This is a genomic window from Pseudomonas sp. GM17 (assembly GCF_000282175.2).
GTDB lineage: Bacteria > Pseudomonadota > Gammaproteobacteria > Pseudomonadales > Pseudomonadaceae > Aquipseudomonas > Aquipseudomonas chlororaphis.
On the sequence record NZ_CP124732.1, the window covers coordinates 6,604,049 to 6,620,660 of the forward strand.

Genomic DNA, 16,612 nt, shown 5'->3' on the forward strand with positions numbered 1-16,612 from the left:
ATATACGATGAGTTAAGAGCAAGTCATCTCGATTGCCTCGTCGAATCAGCGAGAAATTAGCCACTGACCTTTAACACTGTACTTTTCGATAAAGGTCTCTTGGTTCTCCAATATCTCTCCGCTCATTAATGCTCTAATGGCATCACCTCAGCTTGGGAGGTCTGACTTGTTGGGGGGAATCACCTATCCAATTGACTGCGAAGCTGTACCTGCCAAGTGCTCGTTCCAGAGTTGCCCGATACATGCTGTTGATTTGGGCAACGAGCCCGCGGCGGGTATCCTGGACAACCTCCACTTCGAGGCCATTCAGGCCGGCAGTGGCTGCCTCCTGGCGAACGATGTAGGCAATTTCGCGTTGCTGCAGTGCTGGCTTGAAAATCTTGCCGACAGGGGTGAGGGGAAGCGCATCAAGGAGTTCGATGCGTTTGGGTACCGCTGCTCGCTCGGATATAGATCCCACAGCAAAGATCATTAACTCTTCTTTGCTAGCAGTCATCCCTGGATGCAGTTGCACATAGATCACCGGGACTTCCCCGGCGTGAGCATCTGGGCACCCCACCGCGGCCACCAGTGCAATCGCAGGGTGGGTTTGCATCGACTCCTCAATAACTTTCGGATCGATATTGTGACCGCCGCGGATGATCAACTCCTTCTTACGGCCGGTCAGCCAGAAGTAGCCTTCAGCGTCCTGGCGACCAAGATCGCCGGTGTTCAACCAGCGGGCTCCGGCGATATCGATCCACAGTCCTTTGTTGTGACTGGGCTCCAGGTAGCCTTCGAAGACGTTAGGGCCGTGGATGGCGACTACCCCAACTTCGTCTATCTCGGCGTCACGCAGATAGGCACCATTGTCATCCAGTACGACAGTGCGCATACCTTGATAAGCAAGACGAAGACCAATCGAGCCTACGCGCCTTTCGCCAGCTGGCGGGTTGCAGGTAGATACGCAGGCACCTTCGGTCAGGCCATAACCTTCAAGAATGCTGATGCCGATGCGCTGCTCGAACTCCCTGAAGATTTCCACCGGCATGGGGGCTGCACCGCAGAGGGCGTAGGTGAGACTGGACAAGTCTTTCCCATCGGTAGGGTACTGCAGTAGCGAGGAAAAAACGGTCGGAACGCCTGAGAAGTAGTTGATTTTGAAATGCTCGACAATTTCCCAGAACCTGCTGATCACAGCATTTCCGCGGTAACCTTGAGGCGTCCCCATGACGACGTGATCACCATAGGTCCAAGGCATCAGTCCCGTCATCATCTGGCCATTCACATGGAACAACGGTAGGCCACAAAAGATGACATCGCCGGGTTCTCGCGGAAACATGTTGCTTGCCATCGCCCAAGCGTCATACACCTCGGATCCGTGCGTACGCGCAGCAATCTTGGGAAGCCCTGTAGTTCCACCGGTACAGAAGAATGAAGAACGCTCTTGCGCACGAATCTGACGACCGCTCTTCAAATGGGACGAGGGCTGACCGCGCATCAACGAACGGAGGTCGCTGATCTTCACGCCCTGGTGGTTGGCCTTTTCGCGATACGCTACCCATCTCAGAGCCAAACCTTTCACGGCGCTCACGTATGGCGCCATACTGACCCAGACGATGTGCTTCACACCGGGAAGATTCTTCAGCTGGCCCGCCAGCTTCGACCACAGATCGGCACCGGGAGTCGGCGCCAAAGTCACCACGACCTTTGCATTGGCTGCTCGAAGCAGCTCCGCCATCTGGGTAGGCTCAAGGAGTGGGTTCACTGCCATGACAATGCCGCTGGCTTCACCACCCCAGATAGTGAACTGGGTTTCCGGCAGGTTCGGCAGGATGAAGGCAATGACATCCTTCGGACCGATCCCTAGATTGTGGAAGGCATTCGCCGCTCTATTGATGTCGCCCATCAGTTTGGAGTAGTCCCACTGATGGGTTGAACGAAAATCTTTGGCATCCAGGAAGAAGGTAAGCGCCGGAGCATTCGGGAAGCGTTTCGCCGTTCGCGAAATTGCCTCGTAGGTACTGGGAGCCAACCCTCGTTGGGAGAGTGGCGTTTTTTCCATAGACTCGATATCGGTCAGCGAACTCACGGCCATCAGGCTTGCTCCACTACCAGGTTGCGTTGAACGCCTAGATCAATAACACCGTCACTGCTGCGTATGTTCGCCTCTACAACGTCTCCGTTCTTCAGATACTGGGTACGGCCTTCTTGAGCTTTCATGAAGAGTTTCCACTTCGTCTCCTCCGGCAGCAGAGCACCAATGCGTTGTTTGGCAGGCGATGGGATTGCCAGCGCGCAGCCTGCCGGGGTTCCAGTAGCAATGAGGTCGCCCGGGGCTAAATCGTGTACCGTCGACAACTCGGCCAGCGTCTCTACCGGTCCGAATACGAGGTTTGCCGTGGTGTCGTTCTGACGAACCTCACCATTTACCCTGAGCTGCAGACGCAGGTCCCGGAGATAGCGCATCTCATGCCGATTCAGAAGGCAAAGGTACGGGCCCACCGGGCCGAAGGTGCGGAAGCTTTTGCCTTTGTAGAACTGCATCTGCGGAATCTGGATGTCCCGTGCGGAGTAGTCGTTCACGATCACGACACCTGCAATGTACTCGTGCAGGTTGCTTTCGGTGATCGCCACCCCGCTGGTGATGTCTTTCTTGAGGATCAGCCCCAGTTCGATCTCGTAATCGAGGAAGCGCACGCTCTTCGGCTTGATCAGATTACTGTTCGCCGGAACGATGCAGCTGGGCGCTTTCGTGAAGATCATGTTGTAGGCTTTCGCGTCCGGGTCCATTCCAGACTCGATCATATGCTGACGGTAGTTGGCGCCCTGACACACGAACTGTTGGTTCTGGGTAACCGGCGAGAGCAGCTTCACGTCGCTCAAGCGGAGCTCGCCATCTTGAAGGCGTTCCAGCTCCTCGGGCGTGTTGCCACAAATGAAGTCTCCGGTTGTGGGGTAGTCGCCCTCGATCAGAGAAATACGATCCTTGCGGATGACACCCCAACGTGGAGCGTTCTGGTGGATGAAACGGACAATGTGCACGGGCATGGCAGAAGCTCCTGGAGAGTCATTGTTCTGGTGCGTTGACGCCACGATCTGGCTAGGTGGCTCGGTTCCATACGTACAGAGCAGAGGGCTGCACAAAGCCAAGCCGCTCGCCTTGATTAGCGTGCGCCTGCTGAATCGGGGGGATTCGGTTTTCATTGAGTCAGGCGAAGAGGCGCGCCAACGTGATCAGTTTGCGCAGGCTCAGATCGGGACTTCGGCGCAGGTTGCGCACGAGGGCACAAAGGTTCGCCAGATTCTTCTTGGGCTTGGTGAAGCTCTTGGGCATACGTTCTCCCCACTGCGACATTGCTTCGGCGCTCACTTGGTGGAGGCCCGTAGGCCGATCGGCAGTGAATAGGTCACCATCGCAGTAGTGCTCGTGCTTATCACCCCAAGGATCTTGCCAATAGTCGAAGATTTGGCTACCCAGTATGTGGCGACCGATACCCCATGCATGCTTCCAGCCGCGCTCACGCAGAACGCGCTGCCCTATACCGACGGCATCGGCATCCACTACCTCGTAAGCACTGTGGCTGTAGGCAGCCATGAACCCTTGAGCCATTGCAAGGGTATGGTGGTCAGCAGGCGTGTCACCCAGATCCAGGCGCATGAACGCGACTGCGGGAGAGCCGTCCGGCAGGACTTGCACATCGCTGGGGATCAGACCGAAGTTCTGGGTGTACCAGCCCGAAGTGGCTTGATAGTCAGCCACCTCGAGGACAACGTGGCCAAGCTTGATAATCTCCGGCGGTGCTGCTGGAGAACGCTGGGTCTGATTGACCCGGGCTGTGTCTGAAGGTTGGTTAACCGGCAAAGCAGAGCGATGGTACAGCGGTAGTACTGGTGTCTGGCCGAAGATGGCCTCCACAGTGAAACCAGATGGGTCCGTCACGCTTACGAACTGACCACCACCCGGTAAGGTCGCCTCTTGGATAGCACTAGCACCAGGAATACCCGACACCTTGATCAGGTCTTCCTTGGAAGCGACTGTGAAACCGAGGCCAACAAACCGCGTCTGGTCAGCTCGATGCACCCGATAGCAGTAGGGAGCTGACCCAGTGGCCCGCAAGCACAGACAGTCATCCGTGCGGTGTGTGATCCGCAGGCCGAAATCCACCAAAAACTTCTCGGCCTTATCCAAATCCGGACGCTCGAAAATCAGATGAGCAAGGGTTTGGGCCTTGACCGTCGGCCGCGGATGGCGGGCGGGTTGCGGTGTAACAAGAGTCGGATTCTTCACATTACTGGTCATCTTCTTGTTCTCCCAGCTTTTCGCAGGCAAAGCGAGCCCCCAACCCCTTCTTTTTGAAGGAGGCGTTTGGGCCTAGTTCATCAGTCCAACGTAGGCAGAGGTGGCAGCTCTACTGTGGCAATGGCACGAGCCTCATCGAAGGAAATGCCCAACGAGCGCAAAACCATTTCTGCGGAGTCCGATCCCGCCTCGCGCCACGTTTTGTGGCCTTGGCTCACGAGGAACATCGCACCCAACGTGGTTCCCGCGATATGGGATATGACCGTCATCAGTTGCTCCGGCCGGAAGTTGTAGCGCCCACTCGAAAGGCCTTGCATCAGATCCATGGTGGGCGGGCCGTAGAGCATTTCCTGCAGAGAGGCGTTGCTCAGTGCGAAGCGATTGATGAAAGCACCCCAATGGGGTTCTTCGTGGGTACGACGTACAAAGAAGCGAATTCCGTTGGAAAGGCGCTGAGCCGGATCTGGCAGTTGCGCAAAGCTTCTGGTGACTCGTTGGTGCATTTCGGCCCCGAGGTGGGTGGCGACTTGCACGAACAGTTGCTCCATCGATTCCAGATTGTTGTAGATCGTGCCTCGGGCAACGCCGGCTGCAGCGGCTAGATCGCTGATGTTCAGCTGACTGCCACCACGCTCCACAAAGAGGCGGAGTGCGGCTTCATGAATGCGTTTCTGCACTTGGCTGAGGTTCTTCACAAATGTCTCCTAAGCTAGCCATGGACAAATTGAACATCAAAGTTCAATTTATTTCAACCAGGAAACATGTCCGCTCCTCAGATCGAGGCGTCGCCAGACGATCACAAAATCTAAACCAGTTGTAAATAAAAGGATTTTTATGGTGACTTTCATCATCACAGGAAATTTTAGGAGGTTTTATCTTCGATCATGCGGTTGACCAAATTGATCACTCATGTTCAATATAAATTGCCTGTGTTTGCTTTTGCGGAGACTTACGCTCGTGACTCAACCAATAACAAGAACTTGCAATGTAGTGATCGTCAGACTCGGCCCTACAGGGGCAGTACTGGCAAATCTACTGGGTCAGTACGGATGGAATATCGCGGCTATAGAGCGCGATGTTGATCTGTATTACGCCCCCGGGGCTGTACATTTTGATAGCGAGTTGATGCGAATTTTTCAGTTCGCCGGCCTCGCGGAAGACATCGGTCGAACCTCCGAATCTTTCAAAGACATGGATTTACTGCTCGAGCCTGGCGGGAAGCCTGTCATGACCACCCAGATCGGCTCCCTGGATCGCCACTATGGTTATCCAGGTGCTTGGCGGTTCCATCAATCCACTCTCAAAGGACATTTCCATCAGGGCCTCAAGCGCTTCCCCAATGTGACTGCGCTGTATGGCTATCACCCTGCATCGATTAAAGAGCACGCAGATGCTGTGGAGGTCGGGGTCGAGTGTCTTGCCACCCAGACCAAGCAGATTGTCCGTGGGGCGAACGGCTTGGGCCGTGTTCTTGAGAACGTCCGTTCCGCCTTCCGCGGCGCACAGCCACAAAAAACAAGGCTTGGAGTAGCAGCATGATTGAAGTGCCTGTAGTTATCTCCGGAGGCGGTCCGGTCGGGCTGACTCTTGCCCTGACACTTAGCAAGCTGGGTGTCAGGTCGATGATCATCAACGATCGAAAGCAGACAACCACCCACCCCAAACTCGATGTCGTGAACTGCCGCTCCATGGAAATCTTTCGTCAGCTTGGGCTGGCGGAAAAAATACGCGCGGCAGGTAATCCACGGGAAGCGAATCAGTACTCAGCAATCGCGGCCTCCGCGAGCGGGCCGTTTTACACGGTCATGCGTGATCGGCACATCATCTACAAGTCAGTAGCCGAGGCCGATAAGCTGATTCGTGCCTGCACTGACGGTAGCCTGCCGCTTGAGTCGATGCAGCGCATCGCGCAAATGCACCTGGAGCCCGTTCTGCTCGCTGAAGTCAAAGCAGATCCGAACATCGAGCTTCGTTTCGGCTGGCGAACCTACGGATTCGAACAAGGGACAACCGGTGTTACGACGATGGCTCACAACGTCGACACTGGTGAAGCCATCCAGGTCTTTTCTCAGTATCTGGTCGGTTGTGATGGCCCCAACAGTCGCGTACGCAACATGCTCAACATCGACTATGACGGTACTCGGGATCTGGTCGGTGAGCTCTTCATCATCCATCTGCGTTCTGACGAAATTGCTTCGTTGTTCCCCAACAACCAGCCGTACTGGCATACCTGGCTGTGCCGTGAAGGCTACTCAGGCCTGCTGGTTTCGCCCGACGCCGGCCGCAACGATTACGTTCTGCATCGACCCTTTGCACCGCGCCCGAGTGAGACGCTGGAGTCGGTTATCGATGGGGCGCTAGGCTGCAAGCTGAAGTACGAAATCATCCAATCTGGGCCTTGGCGGCCGCAGTTCCTAGTTGCCAAGAGCTTTGGCAGAAAACGTGTCTTTATTGCCGGGGATGCGACTCACCAGTTTATGCCAACAGGCGGGCTGGGGATGAACACTGGTGTGACCGAGGCGCACAACCTGGGCTGGAAACTGGCCGCCTGCATCAATGGCTGGGGTGGCGCGAAGCTGCTTGAGAGCTACGAAGCAGAGCGTCGTCCAATTGCTCTGCGTAATCGTAACCACGTCAAGAAGTGCGCTGCCGGCGCTTTCGAAGCTCAGTTCGGCGTTCACCCCGATCTGGTAGACGAAGGGGTTCGGGGCGATGTTGCCCGTGCTGCCATCGCCAAGGAGTTCGAAACCAAGGTTTCGCGCTTGTATGAGGCCTTCGGCATTGAGATGGGTTATCGCTACCACGGCTCGCCGGTGATTATCCCCGACACCGCGCCGGAGCCGGATTGCCCCGAAGTTGACTATCTGCCCACCACTTGGTCTGGTGCCCACCTGCCCAACGTGTTCTTGGAAGATGGCACTCCGATCCTCGACAAGCTCCCTTACCATTGCTTCACGCTCATCGTCGTCGACACTTCTGCCGAGGAAGTAGCTGCGCTGCGTGCAGCAGCGAAGGAGTGCCGCGTGCCACTGGAAATTCTCCATGTGAAAGAAGCTCACGTGGCCAAGGTAATGGAGCGTCGCTTCCTCTTGGTACGTCCAGACCAGCATGTGGCCTGGCGCGGGGATGCGCCTCCCGACGACTGCAATCGACTGATGAACATTGTGCGAGGAGCTCGCTGAACATGACTACTTTCATCGAGAAACTGAAGCTGCGCCTGCTCCTCATGGCTTCCATGCCGATGCTCCGTCGGGCTCAGAAACGCTCCGAGCGATTTCGCGAAATGTTAGGTGAAGAAACGTTCGTGATGCAGATCCGCACCCTAGACGGAGTGGGAAGCTACTTCGAGCTGCGTAAAGGCAAGCTCCGGCTCCACCATGGTGTCCATGGACGTCCTGACCTGACCCAGTTGTGGGTGCGTAGCCGCGATGCAGTGAAAGTCATGCTGAGCAAGGATGAGACTGACATCTTGCGCGCCTTTGAAGCCGGCCAGTGCCGCATGCAGGGGCGATTCGCTGTAGCGCTCTGGTTCAACGAGGCCATGAAGATCGCGCGCTCCTGACCTGAGCCAGAACGGCACCATGCTAACCATGATGCCGGCTCAAGTCGGGTTTCCAACCATTCCAATAAGAACAGGTGCGTCATAGGTTCCGGAGCCTTGCTAACTGTTACATGTGGTTTATCTTCCATAAATCAGTCACTTACCTAATTTAACTTTTTCAAAGTTTTTTACGTGCGTAACGAGTAAGTGACTGCCAATCTGGACGATTGCAATCCCATAGTCACCTCTCATTTTGAGCTCGTCTGAGTGGAGGCTAGGCCATGACGGCCACTTATGTTTGGGGGTAGCGAACCCCAAGTGCCGGTTAGCCTTCTGCGGTCTCGATTTCGACTCAGCCTTATTTGTTTCCGGTCGGACTGATGAAGGGTTAAAAATCTGCGCGCAGCGCCGGGATGACAAGACATACTACAGTGCGAACCAACTCACTAGGTTGGCCGTTCCTTTCTGTGCTTAAGATAGCCCGCTTAACAAGTACGGGCAGTAGCCCCATAGTGGTGAAGCTCTGTGCAACGGCCTGAACCCCGAGCAGTTTGGCGACCCCGGCGGCTCCAACGTACAGCGCCACCAAAGCGACAGCAATTGAATAAGTGTGGTGTTTGAACTTTTGCATGAATGCTCCTGGGCAGCGGGTAGCGCGCTGCCGGATAGTGGGCGGCACCTTCGACTTCGAGGAACACCGAGGTCTTCAGGCCGCTGAACTGGTCCAGGCCGGGGATGATCAGCGGTGCGGACTCGGGGATCACATCGAACTGCACCTTCTGCTTGAGGCGATAGCCCGGCACATAGGCCTGCACGGCGGCGGCCACTTCCTCAATGGAGGCTTCGACGGCGGCCTGATCGGCAGCCTCCGACAGCACAAACACCGTATCGCGCATCATCAGCGGTGGCTCGGCCGGGTTCATGATGATGATCGCCTTGCCCTTGGTCGCGCCGCCGATCACTTCGATGGCTTTGCTGGTGGTTTCGGTGAACTCATCGATGTTGGCGCGGGTACCCGGCCCGGCGGATTTGCTGCTGATCGAGGCGATGATCTCGGCGTAGTGCACCTTGGCCACCCGCGATACGGCGGCGACCATGGGGATGGTGGCCTGGCCGCCGCAGGTGACCATGTTGACGTTGAGCTGGCTGAGGTTCTGCTCCAGGTTGACCACCGGCACGCAGTAGGGACCGATCGCGGCTGGCGTCAGGTCGATCAGGCGGATGCCCGGTTTCACACTGCGCAGGAAGGCATCGTTCTGCACATGGGCGCCGGCGCTGGTGGCGTCGAAGACGAAGTCGATATCGGCGAACTCCGGCAGGTTGACCAGGCCTTGTACGCCTTCATGGATGGTGGCCACGCCCAGGCGTGCAGCACGGGCCAGGCCGTCGGAGCTTGGGTCGATACCGACCATCGCGCCCATTTCCAGATGCTGGGCGTTGCGCATGATCTTGATCATCAGGTCGGTGCCGATATTGCCCGGGCCAATGATCGCGACTTTCAGTTTTTTGTTGATGCTCATGTAACGCTCTCCAGGGGGCGGCGCGACCTGTCGCGCCGCCGAATGTACTCAGACGAAGCGACAGCTGACCTCACCCAAGCGGGTCGGGCGCAGGTGCAGGCTGTCGCCGGCCACCACAGGGGTCATGGGGCCGAGCGCGCCGGACAACAGCACATCGCCGGCTTTCAGTGGGCGGCCGACCTCGGCCATGGTGCGGGCCAGCCACAAGCAGGCATCCAGCGGATTGCCCAGGCAGGCGGCGCCGACGCCGATGGAGGCCTGTTGGCCGTTCTTCTCCAGCAACATGCCTTCCAGGCGCAGGTCCAGCGCTGAGAGCTTGGTCGGCTGCTTACCCAGTACGTAGAGCGCAGAGGAGGCGTTGTCGGCCACGGTGTCGACCAGGGTGATCTTCCAGTCTTCGATGGCTGAGTCGACGATCTCCAGAGCCGGTACCACGTAGTCCACGGCAGTGATCAGCTCGGCCAAGGTGGTGTCATGTCGGGTCAGGTCGCGGCCCAGGACGAAGGCAATCTCACCCTCGGCCTTGGGCTGGATCAGGGCATGGGTGTCGATCTCGCCACCATCGACAATTTCCATATCAGCAAACAGCATGCCGAAGTCGGGCTGATCGACACCCAGTTGCTGTTGCACAGCTTTGGAGGTCAGGCCGACCTTGCGTCCGACCAGGCGGCGACCCTGTTCCAGCGCCAGCTTGGTATTGATCTCCTGTACCGCATAGGCGCTGGACAGTGTGCTGATGCCGAAGTGCTCGGAGATGCGTGCGCAGGGTTGGCGGGTTTGGCGGGCGATGGCGAGTACCGCCGCTGCTTCCTGTAAGTGATGCAAGGGGTACGGGGTCATGCGCTTTTCCTCAGGGCAGGTTGTGCTTGGGTAACCGCGCTGAATTCAGGCTCCCAGGCAGTCGTGATCCGCGTGCTGCAGATGCAGACCGATGCCGTCTTTTAGGAAGGTCAGCCAACGGTCGAGCCGATTCGACTCGATCAGGGCGTAGCCCATGCTGCTGGCACCGAATTTGTCCTGGTTCATAAGGGCTCCGTGCGCGCTCAGACCGGGGTGCGACAGGCGAGGAATTCGGCCGTGACAGCGTTGAACTCGGTGGCGCGTTGGCGAAGGCGTCGAGCAACTGCATGCCGCTTGATTGGGCGCCCGCTTTACGGTTGTTATCGTCGATGTCCTTGAACAATCGACTCTCATCCTTCAGCTCGAAGTCATACCAGTACTTGCCGCGCAGGAATACGCCCGACTCGCCGTGGCTCAACTGCAGGTCATGGCTGCCCTTGAAGATCTTCGAGAAGGTTTCGCTCTTCTTGAAGTTGCGCCGACCGTCATCGGTGACACTGCTGCCAAGCAGGTCGGGATCTGGATTTCTCAGGGCCCAGCTGGCACCTACGGACAGGGTGGAGTCGAACTGTCCATCGATCTCGCCGATAGAGAAATCGATGGCCTGGGCTGGCGCGCAAAACAAGGTGGCAAGGCTGACTGCGCAAGCCAGGCGGGCTGCCATGGGGGTTGCTTGAACATCTTCATTATCTCTTGTTGTTTTTGTAATACGACGCAGGCCCTTTTTTGAGGGTGAGCCAACCCGTACAGGTCATCGAGGGGGCAATGAGATCCGTATTGCTGTGATTAGGTGTTGGGGCGAAGGGGCGGCAGTGCCCCTGCGTCGTGTTGGACTAGCGGGTTAGCCGGTAACGAGAAGCCTGGTCATCGTTGCTCTCCACTTTTTTTGGGCAAAGGCTCCCCATGCGCAGCGGGAGCTACGCTCGATGAAGCTAGGGGTTTCAGTCCAGGCTAGGCAGCGCCGGCAGCGGCTCGGTCGCGAATGCTCTCGCCTCATCAGGTGGCACGCCGAGTGCGCGCAGCACCAGTTCGGCCGTATCTGCTCCCGCATCGCGCCAGGTCTTGTGGCCCTGCAGCACCAGGCTGATGGCGCCCAGCACAGAGCCGGCCAGCATACCGATCACCGACATCAGCTGTTCCTGGCGAAAGCTGTAGCGCTGGCTGCTGAGGCCGGCCAGAACATCGCGTACCGGTGGACCTTCCCAGAGCTTCTGCATCGAGGCATGGGAGGCCGCGTAGCGCACCAGGAAACTGCCCCAGTGAGGTTCTTCATGGGCGCGGCGGATGTAGAAGCGGATGCCGTTGGCTGTGCGCTGGGCGGGGTCGAGACCCGGTGCCGCGCTCTTGTCGACCCGCTCGTTCATCTCGGCCGCCAGTTCGCTGGCGACGATTTCGAACACCGAATTGATCGAATCGAGATTCTTGTAGATGGTGTTGCGGGCCAGGCCAGCTGCCTGGGCCAGTTCGCTGATGTTCACGTCGGCGATCTGTTTCTCGGCGAAGAGCCGCAAGGCGGCTTCATGGATGCGTTTCTGAATGGCGCTCACGGGATAAACCTTGGATTGAGGCGAATGGTCAAAGTGAACGCTAGTGCTCACATGGAATCAATATGGTTCACGTGTAGATTTCAGAACAACTCGTATTCGTGCGTCATTCAGGCTCTCTATCACGGGGTTTAATACCGTTTGTCAGGATTGTTTCAGCCTTTCAAACGCCGGCAGATGGTCTGAAATTGGTAACCGTGCGTTGACTTGGGTGAGCAATGGTGTTCATCATTGAGTTGTTGTGTATCCGTTGGGGCTGGCTCATCGAGGGTGCAGCTCAACGCCGTCACTGAGGTGAGTACCACCATGTCCATCAAGCAAGGGCGCATCGACGTCCACCATCACGTAATACCTCCAGCCTTCGTCGAAGCCATGCAAGCCAAGAGCATCAACAAGGTTGCAGGGGCACCACTGCCAAAATGGAATGCCGAGAAATCCATTGCGGTGATGGACGCCAATGGTATCCAGACGGCTATTACCTCGCTTTCCGCGCCTGGCGTGCATTTGGGCGATGGCGTGATGCAGGCAAGCGAGCTCGCACGGCGCTATAACGAGTTTTCCGCCGATATGGCCGTGCGTTATCCGGGGCGTTTCGGCTTCTTCGCCGTACTGCCCATGCCTTTCACCGAGGCGGCTTGCGCCGAGGCTATTTACGCGCTGGATGTGCTGAAAGCCGACGGCCTGGTGCTGTTGGGCAGCACGGACGACTACTTCCTAGGCGATGCCAAGTTCGACGAACTGATGAGCGAGTTGGACCGTCTTCGTGCACCCCAACCTGCATGCGACCAGTGAGAACATCGGGTTGAATATGCCGGGCTTTCTTATTGAGTTCCTCTGCGACACCACCAGGGCTGCGGTCAATCTGATCCTCTGCGGCACTCTGGAGACGTACCCCAACATCCGCTGGATCCTCGCCCATGCCGGCGGTTTCCTGCCGTTCGTGGCCGGGCGCGTGGCCTCTAGCGCCATCCCGAAGGCGCAAAGCGATGCGCCTGAACGCATATTGCACTTTATAAAGCGCTTCTACTTCGACACCGCGCTATCGCCTTCGCGCTACTCCATGGCGGCACTTAAGGAGTTGGTCGAACCGTCACACATTCTCTTCGGCAGCGATTTCCCCTTCGCTCCCGCGCCTATCACCGCGCTGCAATGCCGTACGCTGGCTGAGTCGGACTTGTTCGCGGAGCAGGTCCAGTACGGCATCAGTCGTGGGCATGCGCTCAACCTGTTCCCGCAGAACCGCCACACCGATGAGGTGATGACCGCCCAGCCGATTTTCGAGGGCGAATCCATGCCGAGCGAATCAAGCGGGCCGCGACCGGCCCGATGGCGTCCCTGGGCGAAAGCATGCGCAATCGCTGAGCCGAGACGGGGCCCGGTATTTCAAGAACAAGAGGTGGTCATGAATCGTCGTACATTCGTAGTGGGAGCTGGCGCTCTGGTGGGGCGGGCGTGCTCGCTTCAGGCATGCGTTCCGTTCCGGAGAGCGCTCAGATGCGCCCGACCATCAGCGTCGAAGAGAGCGAGGCCGCCATCGCAGCCGCTATGACTGCGGGCAGGATCGATGTGCACCGCCATATAGTGACACCGGCGCTACGGGAAGTGCTGGCGCGGCGCACTATCAATACCCTGGCCGGAATCGCCGTGCCCGAGTGGCCTTGTCGCTATACTCGGGCATAGCTTAGATCACCCGCTATCCAAGGCGTCGCCCCGGTCCACATCCTGACGTCTTCATCCCTAACAAATGGCTCAAGTCACTCGCTCGGGACCGGCTAAAGCCGGCCCCTGAAACCAACGTTATGCGCCAAACCCTGCCCCCGCACTTGAAAGGTAATTTTCCCGGAGAAGTACAATGTTCAAGCAGACTCTAATCGCCGGCTGGGGCGATATGGATTTCAATTCGCATATGCGCAATACCGCTTATCTTGACAAGGCCGTGGATGTCCGCATGACGTATTTTGCTGGCCAGGGATTTCCCGTGAGCGAGTTTCGCCGCTTGGGTATAGGTCCCGTGGTGATTAATGACCAGATTGAATATTTCCGCGAATTCCATCTGCTGGATTCAGTGGAGTGTACGCTGTGCTTGGCCGGTTTATCCGAAGACGGTAGCCAGATGCGTCTGCGCAACGAATTCTTCCGCAAGGGTAAACTTGCCGCTCGCGTAACATCCACTGGCGGGTGGCTGGATTTGACACAGCGTCGTATGGTCAATCCACCCGCTCTGCTGCTGGCGGCGCTGCAGGCATTAGCGCGCAGCACAGATTTCCAAGACCTGCAGGGCGGCAGCAACCCGTTTAGGGGGCGACCGCATCGCTCTGGTGATCAGGGCACTGAGGTGTAGTTTTTTCGCGCAGCGGACGGAACTCGAACAAAAATCTGGCCACTTTCTGCCAGTCAAGCGGTACAACCTAATGATCAGGTCGAATGCAATCGCTGAAGCGAGAGCGGATCAAGCGGAAGATCTACAGCACCAGGCAGGATGATCGCGCTGATGTGTTCGATTACATCTAAGTGTTTTACAACCGAACCCGCCGCCACAGTTACTTGGGCGGTGTCAGTCCTGAGGCATTTGAACGTGCCTCATTATGAGGTCGGGAAATGTCTACCGGAGCGGGGGTAGTCCAAATTGAATCGCCCCTATTCTCGTAGGCATATTGAAGGTTTGCTTTTGGCCGAATGCAGCGGTTATGCGTGCAATCTCAACAGTGTTCCCCAGCCCATCACCTGGGACTGACAACGTCGCCATCAAATCTACAAAAGTACCGACAGAGAATCCAAACGGCACAAGCAGCTCTAGCAAATTGGGGCACCGCGTTGGTTACCGGGGCATCGACGGGCATCGGTCAGGAAATCGCTCGTATTCTCGCATCGCGAGGTACGAACCTGATTCTGGTGGCTCGGAACAAAAAAGCCCTCGAAGAATAGGCGAAGACCTACAATGCGCAGTACGGCGTGAAGGTCGAAGTGCTGGCTGTTGACCTCTCGGATCCGACCCAACTTCAGGCTCTCGAAAATCGTGCACGCAGCTTCAACTCGCCCATCGATCTGCTGGTGAACAGTGCAGGCATTGGTACTGTGGGCAAGTATCACGAGCTCCCGTTGGAGAAAGAACAGCAGCAGGTGAGCGTCAACATCGTTGCGCTCATGCGGTTGACCCACGCTGCTCTGGTCCAGATGGTGCCCCGCCGCCAAGGCAAGATCCTTAACATTTCTTCGCTGTCCGCTGTGGTGCCGGAACCGAATATGGCCACGTACGCTGGCACCAAGGCCTTCGTTACCAGTTTCGGTGAGTCGCTGCACGAGGAGCTGCGTGGAACCGGTATCACCGTTACCACAGTGCACCCGGGCTTCACTAGGACTGAATTCCAGGAGCGCGCTGGGATGCAGAGTAAGGTACAGGATGTCCCATCCTTCGTATGGATGACCGCCTATGAAGTGGCGAACAAGGCTCTGAAGGCTGCCGAGAATGGCACTGTATTCCATGCGCCTGGCTTCTACACTATCGTGGGCGCGATGCTAAACGTCATGCCTCGTTGGCTGAAGCGCTACATTATGCTGAAGATGAAAGGGTAATTATCGATCTACTTACCGGCCCATTGCAGGGCCGGTTGGAGTCCCGAATTGTTTCTCACCCTTGCTTGGGAAGGCCGAGTTCCTTCCTGTACTTTGGCACTAACATGTGCCCTGCCTTTGCCGCACGAGTAATCAGGGAGCACTTGATTACCCCCACAAGCGGTAAATGCAGAACGCCTTTGCGGCTTCCTAGCGTAACAGCCATCATCGGATTTCCTGTCTGAGCTCGATGGGTTTTCAGGCTCTTGTGATCAGCGTACCCGGATAGCAGTTGCCGAATATTATGGGCGGCATGCTCCACTTGCTTGGCGACATGCCAAGCCATTTTATTTTCATCCAGATCGGTGATGTCACCTAGGGCGAAGGTATTTTTCATACCCGTCACGGCTAGATAGGGATCTACCTTGATTTGACCCTTTTCATTCAAGGTATGGCACAGCTTGGGACGCATGTAATCCGTGTTAGGTTTCCCGCCAGTGCACCAGATAATGAAGTCGTACAGGATCTTCTTGCCCGAGGCAGTGTGAACGACTCCCGCAGTGGAGAAGACGTCGGCTTCAATCACCACGTTGCGCTGCAACGTCTCGTTGGTCAAGATCTCCACCCCGCGAGCTCGAAGCTCTTTTGTGGCTACCTCGCTGGCGGCCTTTGAAGTGCTGCTCAGGATGCGTGCTCCGCGCTCCACAATGGTGAGCTTCTTACCGGGATAGTTCTCAGAGATTTCGCCAGCGATCTCAACGCCGATTGGCCCACCACCCACAATGAGGACATGGCCTGCTTTCTCGATGCACTGGCTGTAACGCTGGTAGAAGCTCTTTCTCTCCTCAACAGTGCTGTTGCTCGCGCGCATTAGTGGGTTGCTGAATGTGCTCCCTGTGGCGAGGACATCAACGGCTCCCTTGATGTGCATCTGCCCGCCGCTGCTCAGCTGAATTGTTCCCTTATCAGCATCCAGTTCGATGAGACTGCCTCGGATGTGAGTTACGCCTGGTAGAGCTTTTTTGAAAGGGATAATCGCCTGGTCAGCAAATGCTGGCAGAACGAGGCTTCTGGGAGCTGACATAGGAACCTCGAAGTACTCATTCGGGTCCACCAAGGTGATCCGGGCAAAGCTAGCCAGTTGCTTTGCGAGGATAGCGCCCGCCATCCCTCCGCCGTAAATCACTACATGCTGCAATGACTTTTGCGACATCAACGACATCCTTTGGCTCTGGTATCAGGAAAAAAGCTCTCTTTGCTCCGAAGCACATAGAAGCTTCGCGGACGTCGTAATTTTACATCAATAACCAGAATTGAACACGAAAGTATAAGT

13 protein-coding genes and 4 pseudogenes are annotated in these 16,612 nt (G+C 56.9%); 7 read left to right on the forward strand and 10 right to left on the reverse strand.

All coding sequences use genetic code 11. The features are described 5' to 3' along the window. Positions 1-142: 142 nt before the first annotated feature. From PMI20_RS29620 to PMI20_RS29635, 4 genes are all read right to left on the reverse strand, one after another. The gene (locus tag PMI20_RS29620; RefSeq protein ID WP_007929153.1) at positions 143-2,077 is read right to left on the reverse strand and encodes an acyl-CoA synthetase; all 1,935 of its coding nucleotides are present in this window, start codon (positions 2,075-2,077) and stop codon (positions 143-145) included. Continuing rightward, positions 2,077-3,030, reverse strand: a complete 954-nt coding sequence (locus tag PMI20_RS29625) for a fumarylacetoacetate hydrolase family protein (RefSeq protein WP_007929155.1) — start codon at positions 3,028-3,030, stop codon at positions 2,077-2,079. Before PMI20_RS29625 ends, PMI20_RS29620 begins: the two co-directional genes overlap by 1 nt. A gap of 160 nt (positions 3,031-3,190) precedes the next feature. Further along, positions 3,191-4,282 carry a VOC family protein gene (locus tag PMI20_RS29630; RefSeq protein ID WP_007929156.1) on the reverse strand — a complete coding sequence of 364 codons (1,092 nt, stop codon included), beginning with the start codon at positions 4,280-4,282 and terminating at the stop codon, positions 3,191-3,193. An 80-nt stretch (positions 4,283-4,362) separates the two neighbouring features. After that, entirely contained in the window at positions 4,363-4,977 is a 615-nt protein-coding gene (locus PMI20_RS29635; RefSeq protein ID WP_007929158.1) for a TetR/AcrR family transcriptional regulator, read from the reverse strand. 295 nt (positions 4,978-5,272) lie between these two features. Here PMI20_RS29635 and PMI20_RS29640 point away from each other — a divergent pair, with 295 nt between their 5' ends. Genes PMI20_RS29640 through PMI20_RS29650 form a run of 3 tightly spaced genes read left to right on the forward strand, consistent with a single transcriptional unit; the run spans position 5,273 to position 7,844 of the window. Further along, entirely contained in the window at positions 5,273-5,821 is a 549-nt protein-coding gene (locus PMI20_RS29640) for an FAD-dependent monooxygenase (protein WP_157173170.1), read from the forward strand. Then, positions 5,818-7,464: an FAD-dependent monooxygenase gene (locus PMI20_RS29645; protein ID WP_007929161.1), complete on the forward strand. Its 1,647-nt coding sequence runs from the start codon at positions 5,818-5,820 to the stop codon at positions 7,462-7,464. The genes PMI20_RS29640 and PMI20_RS29645 overlap by 4 nt, the downstream gene beginning before the upstream one ends. A 2-nt stretch (positions 7,465-7,466) precedes the next feature. After that, positions 7,467-7,844: a hypothetical protein gene (locus PMI20_RS29650; RefSeq protein WP_007929163.1), complete on the forward strand. Its 378-nt coding sequence runs from the start codon at positions 7,467-7,469 to the stop codon at positions 7,842-7,844. A 464-nt stretch (positions 7,845-8,308) separates the two neighbouring features. Here PMI20_RS29650 and PMI20_RS29655 read toward each other — a convergent pair whose 3' ends face one another. The 5 genes and pseudogenes from PMI20_RS29655 to PMI20_RS29675 all read right to left on the reverse strand — a co-directional run bounded on the left by PMI20_RS29655 (position 8,309) and on the right by PMI20_RS29675 (position 11,730). Then, positions 8,309-9,343, reverse strand: coding sequence for an acetaldehyde dehydrogenase (acetylating) (locus tag PMI20_RS29655; RefSeq protein WP_007929165.1), 1,035 nt, complete (start codon positions 9,341-9,343; stop codon positions 8,309-8,311). 48 nt (positions 9,344-9,391) lie between these two features. Beyond that, on the reverse strand, positions 9,392-10,183 hold the full coding sequence (locus PMI20_RS29660; RefSeq protein WP_007929167.1) for a 2-keto-4-pentenoate hydratase: 792 nt from the start codon (positions 10,181-10,183) through the stop codon (positions 9,392-9,394). Between the two features lie 45 nt (positions 10,184-10,228). Continuing rightward, positions 10,229-10,369: a VOC family protein gene (locus PMI20_RS29665; protein ID WP_007929168.1), complete on the reverse strand. Its 141-nt coding sequence runs from the start codon at positions 10,367-10,369 to the stop codon at positions 10,229-10,231. 82 nt (positions 10,370-10,451) lie between these two features. Continuing rightward, positions 10,452-10,847 (reverse strand): annotated as a pseudogene (locus PMI20_RS29670) (DUF1302 domain-containing protein); the annotation flags it as partial. A 277-nt stretch (positions 10,848-11,124) separates the two neighbouring features. Then, positions 11,125-11,730 carry a TetR/AcrR family transcriptional regulator gene (locus tag PMI20_RS29675; protein WP_007929169.1) on the reverse strand — a complete coding sequence of 202 codons (606 nt, stop codon included), beginning with the start codon at positions 11,728-11,730 and terminating at the stop codon, positions 11,125-11,127. Between the two features lie 369 nt (positions 11,731-12,099). Between PMI20_RS29675 and PMI20_RS29680 the strand changes: the two are divergent. The 4 genes and pseudogenes from PMI20_RS29680 (at position 12,100) to PMI20_RS29695 (ending at position 15,300) form a co-directional block, all read left to right on the forward strand. Further along, positions 12,100-13,276, forward strand: a pseudogene (locus PMI20_RS29680) (amidohydrolase family protein). 303 nt (positions 13,277-13,579) lie between these two features. After that, positions 13,580-14,068 (forward strand): thioesterase family protein, encoded by a 489-nt coding sequence (locus tag PMI20_RS29685; RefSeq protein WP_007929174.1) that lies wholly within the window; start codon positions 13,580-13,582, stop codon positions 14,066-14,068. A gap of 89 nt (positions 14,069-14,157) precedes the next feature. Beyond that, positions 14,158-14,316 (forward strand): annotated as a pseudogene (locus PMI20_RS29690) (IS3 family transposase); the annotation flags it as partial. An 87-nt stretch (positions 14,317-14,403) separates the two neighbouring features. After that, positions 14,404-15,300, forward strand: a pseudogene (locus tag PMI20_RS29695) (SDR family NAD(P)-dependent oxidoreductase). Between the two features lie 55 nt (positions 15,301-15,355). Here PMI20_RS29695 and PMI20_RS29700 read toward each other — a convergent pair. Next, positions 15,356-16,492 (reverse strand): NAD(P)/FAD-dependent oxidoreductase, encoded by a 1,137-nt coding sequence (locus tag PMI20_RS29700; protein ID WP_007929176.1) that lies wholly within the window; start codon positions 16,490-16,492, stop codon positions 15,356-15,358. Positions 16,493-16,612 lie beyond the last annotated feature (120 nt).

What these genes read in the sequence shown, in the direction of transcription:
- PMI20_RS29620 (WP_007929153.1), bottom strand. Translation starts at nt 2,077, where the DNA reads ATGGCCGTGAGTTCGCTGACCGATATCGAGTCTATGGAAAAAACGCCA.
- PMI20_RS29625 (WP_007929155.1), bottom strand. Translation starts at nt 3,030, where the DNA reads ATGCCCGTGCACATTGTCCGTTTCATCCACCAGAACGCTCCACGTTGG.
- PMI20_RS29630 (WP_007929156.1), bottom strand. Translation starts at nt 4,282, where the DNA reads ATGACCAGTAATGTGAAGAATCCGACTCTTGTTACACCGCAACCCGCC.
- PMI20_RS29645 (WP_007929161.1), top strand. Translation starts at nt 5,818, where the DNA reads ATGATTGAAGTGCCTGTAGTTATCTCCGGAGGCGGTCCGGTCGGGCTG.
- PMI20_RS29650 (WP_007929163.1), top strand. Translation starts at nt 7,467, where the DNA reads ATGACTACTTTCATCGAGAAACTGAAGCTGCGCCTGCTCCTCATGGCT.
- PMI20_RS29655 (WP_007929165.1), bottom strand. Translation starts at nt 9,343, where the DNA reads ATGAGCATCAACAAAAAACTGAAAGTCGCGATCATTGGCCCGGGCAAT.
- PMI20_RS29660 (WP_007929167.1), bottom strand. Translation starts at nt 10,183, where the DNA reads ATGACCCCGTACCCCTTGCATCACTTACAGGAAGCAGCGGCGGTACTC.
- PMI20_RS29665 (WP_007929168.1), bottom strand. Translation starts at nt 10,369, where the DNA reads ATGAACCAGGACAAATTCGGTGCCAGCAGCATGGGCTACGCCCTGATC.
- PMI20_RS29685 (WP_007929174.1), top strand. Translation starts at nt 13,580, where the DNA reads ATGTTCAAGCAGACTCTAATCGCCGGCTGGGGCGATATGGATTTCAAT.
- PMI20_RS29700 (WP_007929176.1), bottom strand. Translation starts at nt 16,492, where the DNA reads ATGTCGCAAAAGTCATTGCAGCATGTAGTGATTTACGGCGGAGGGATG.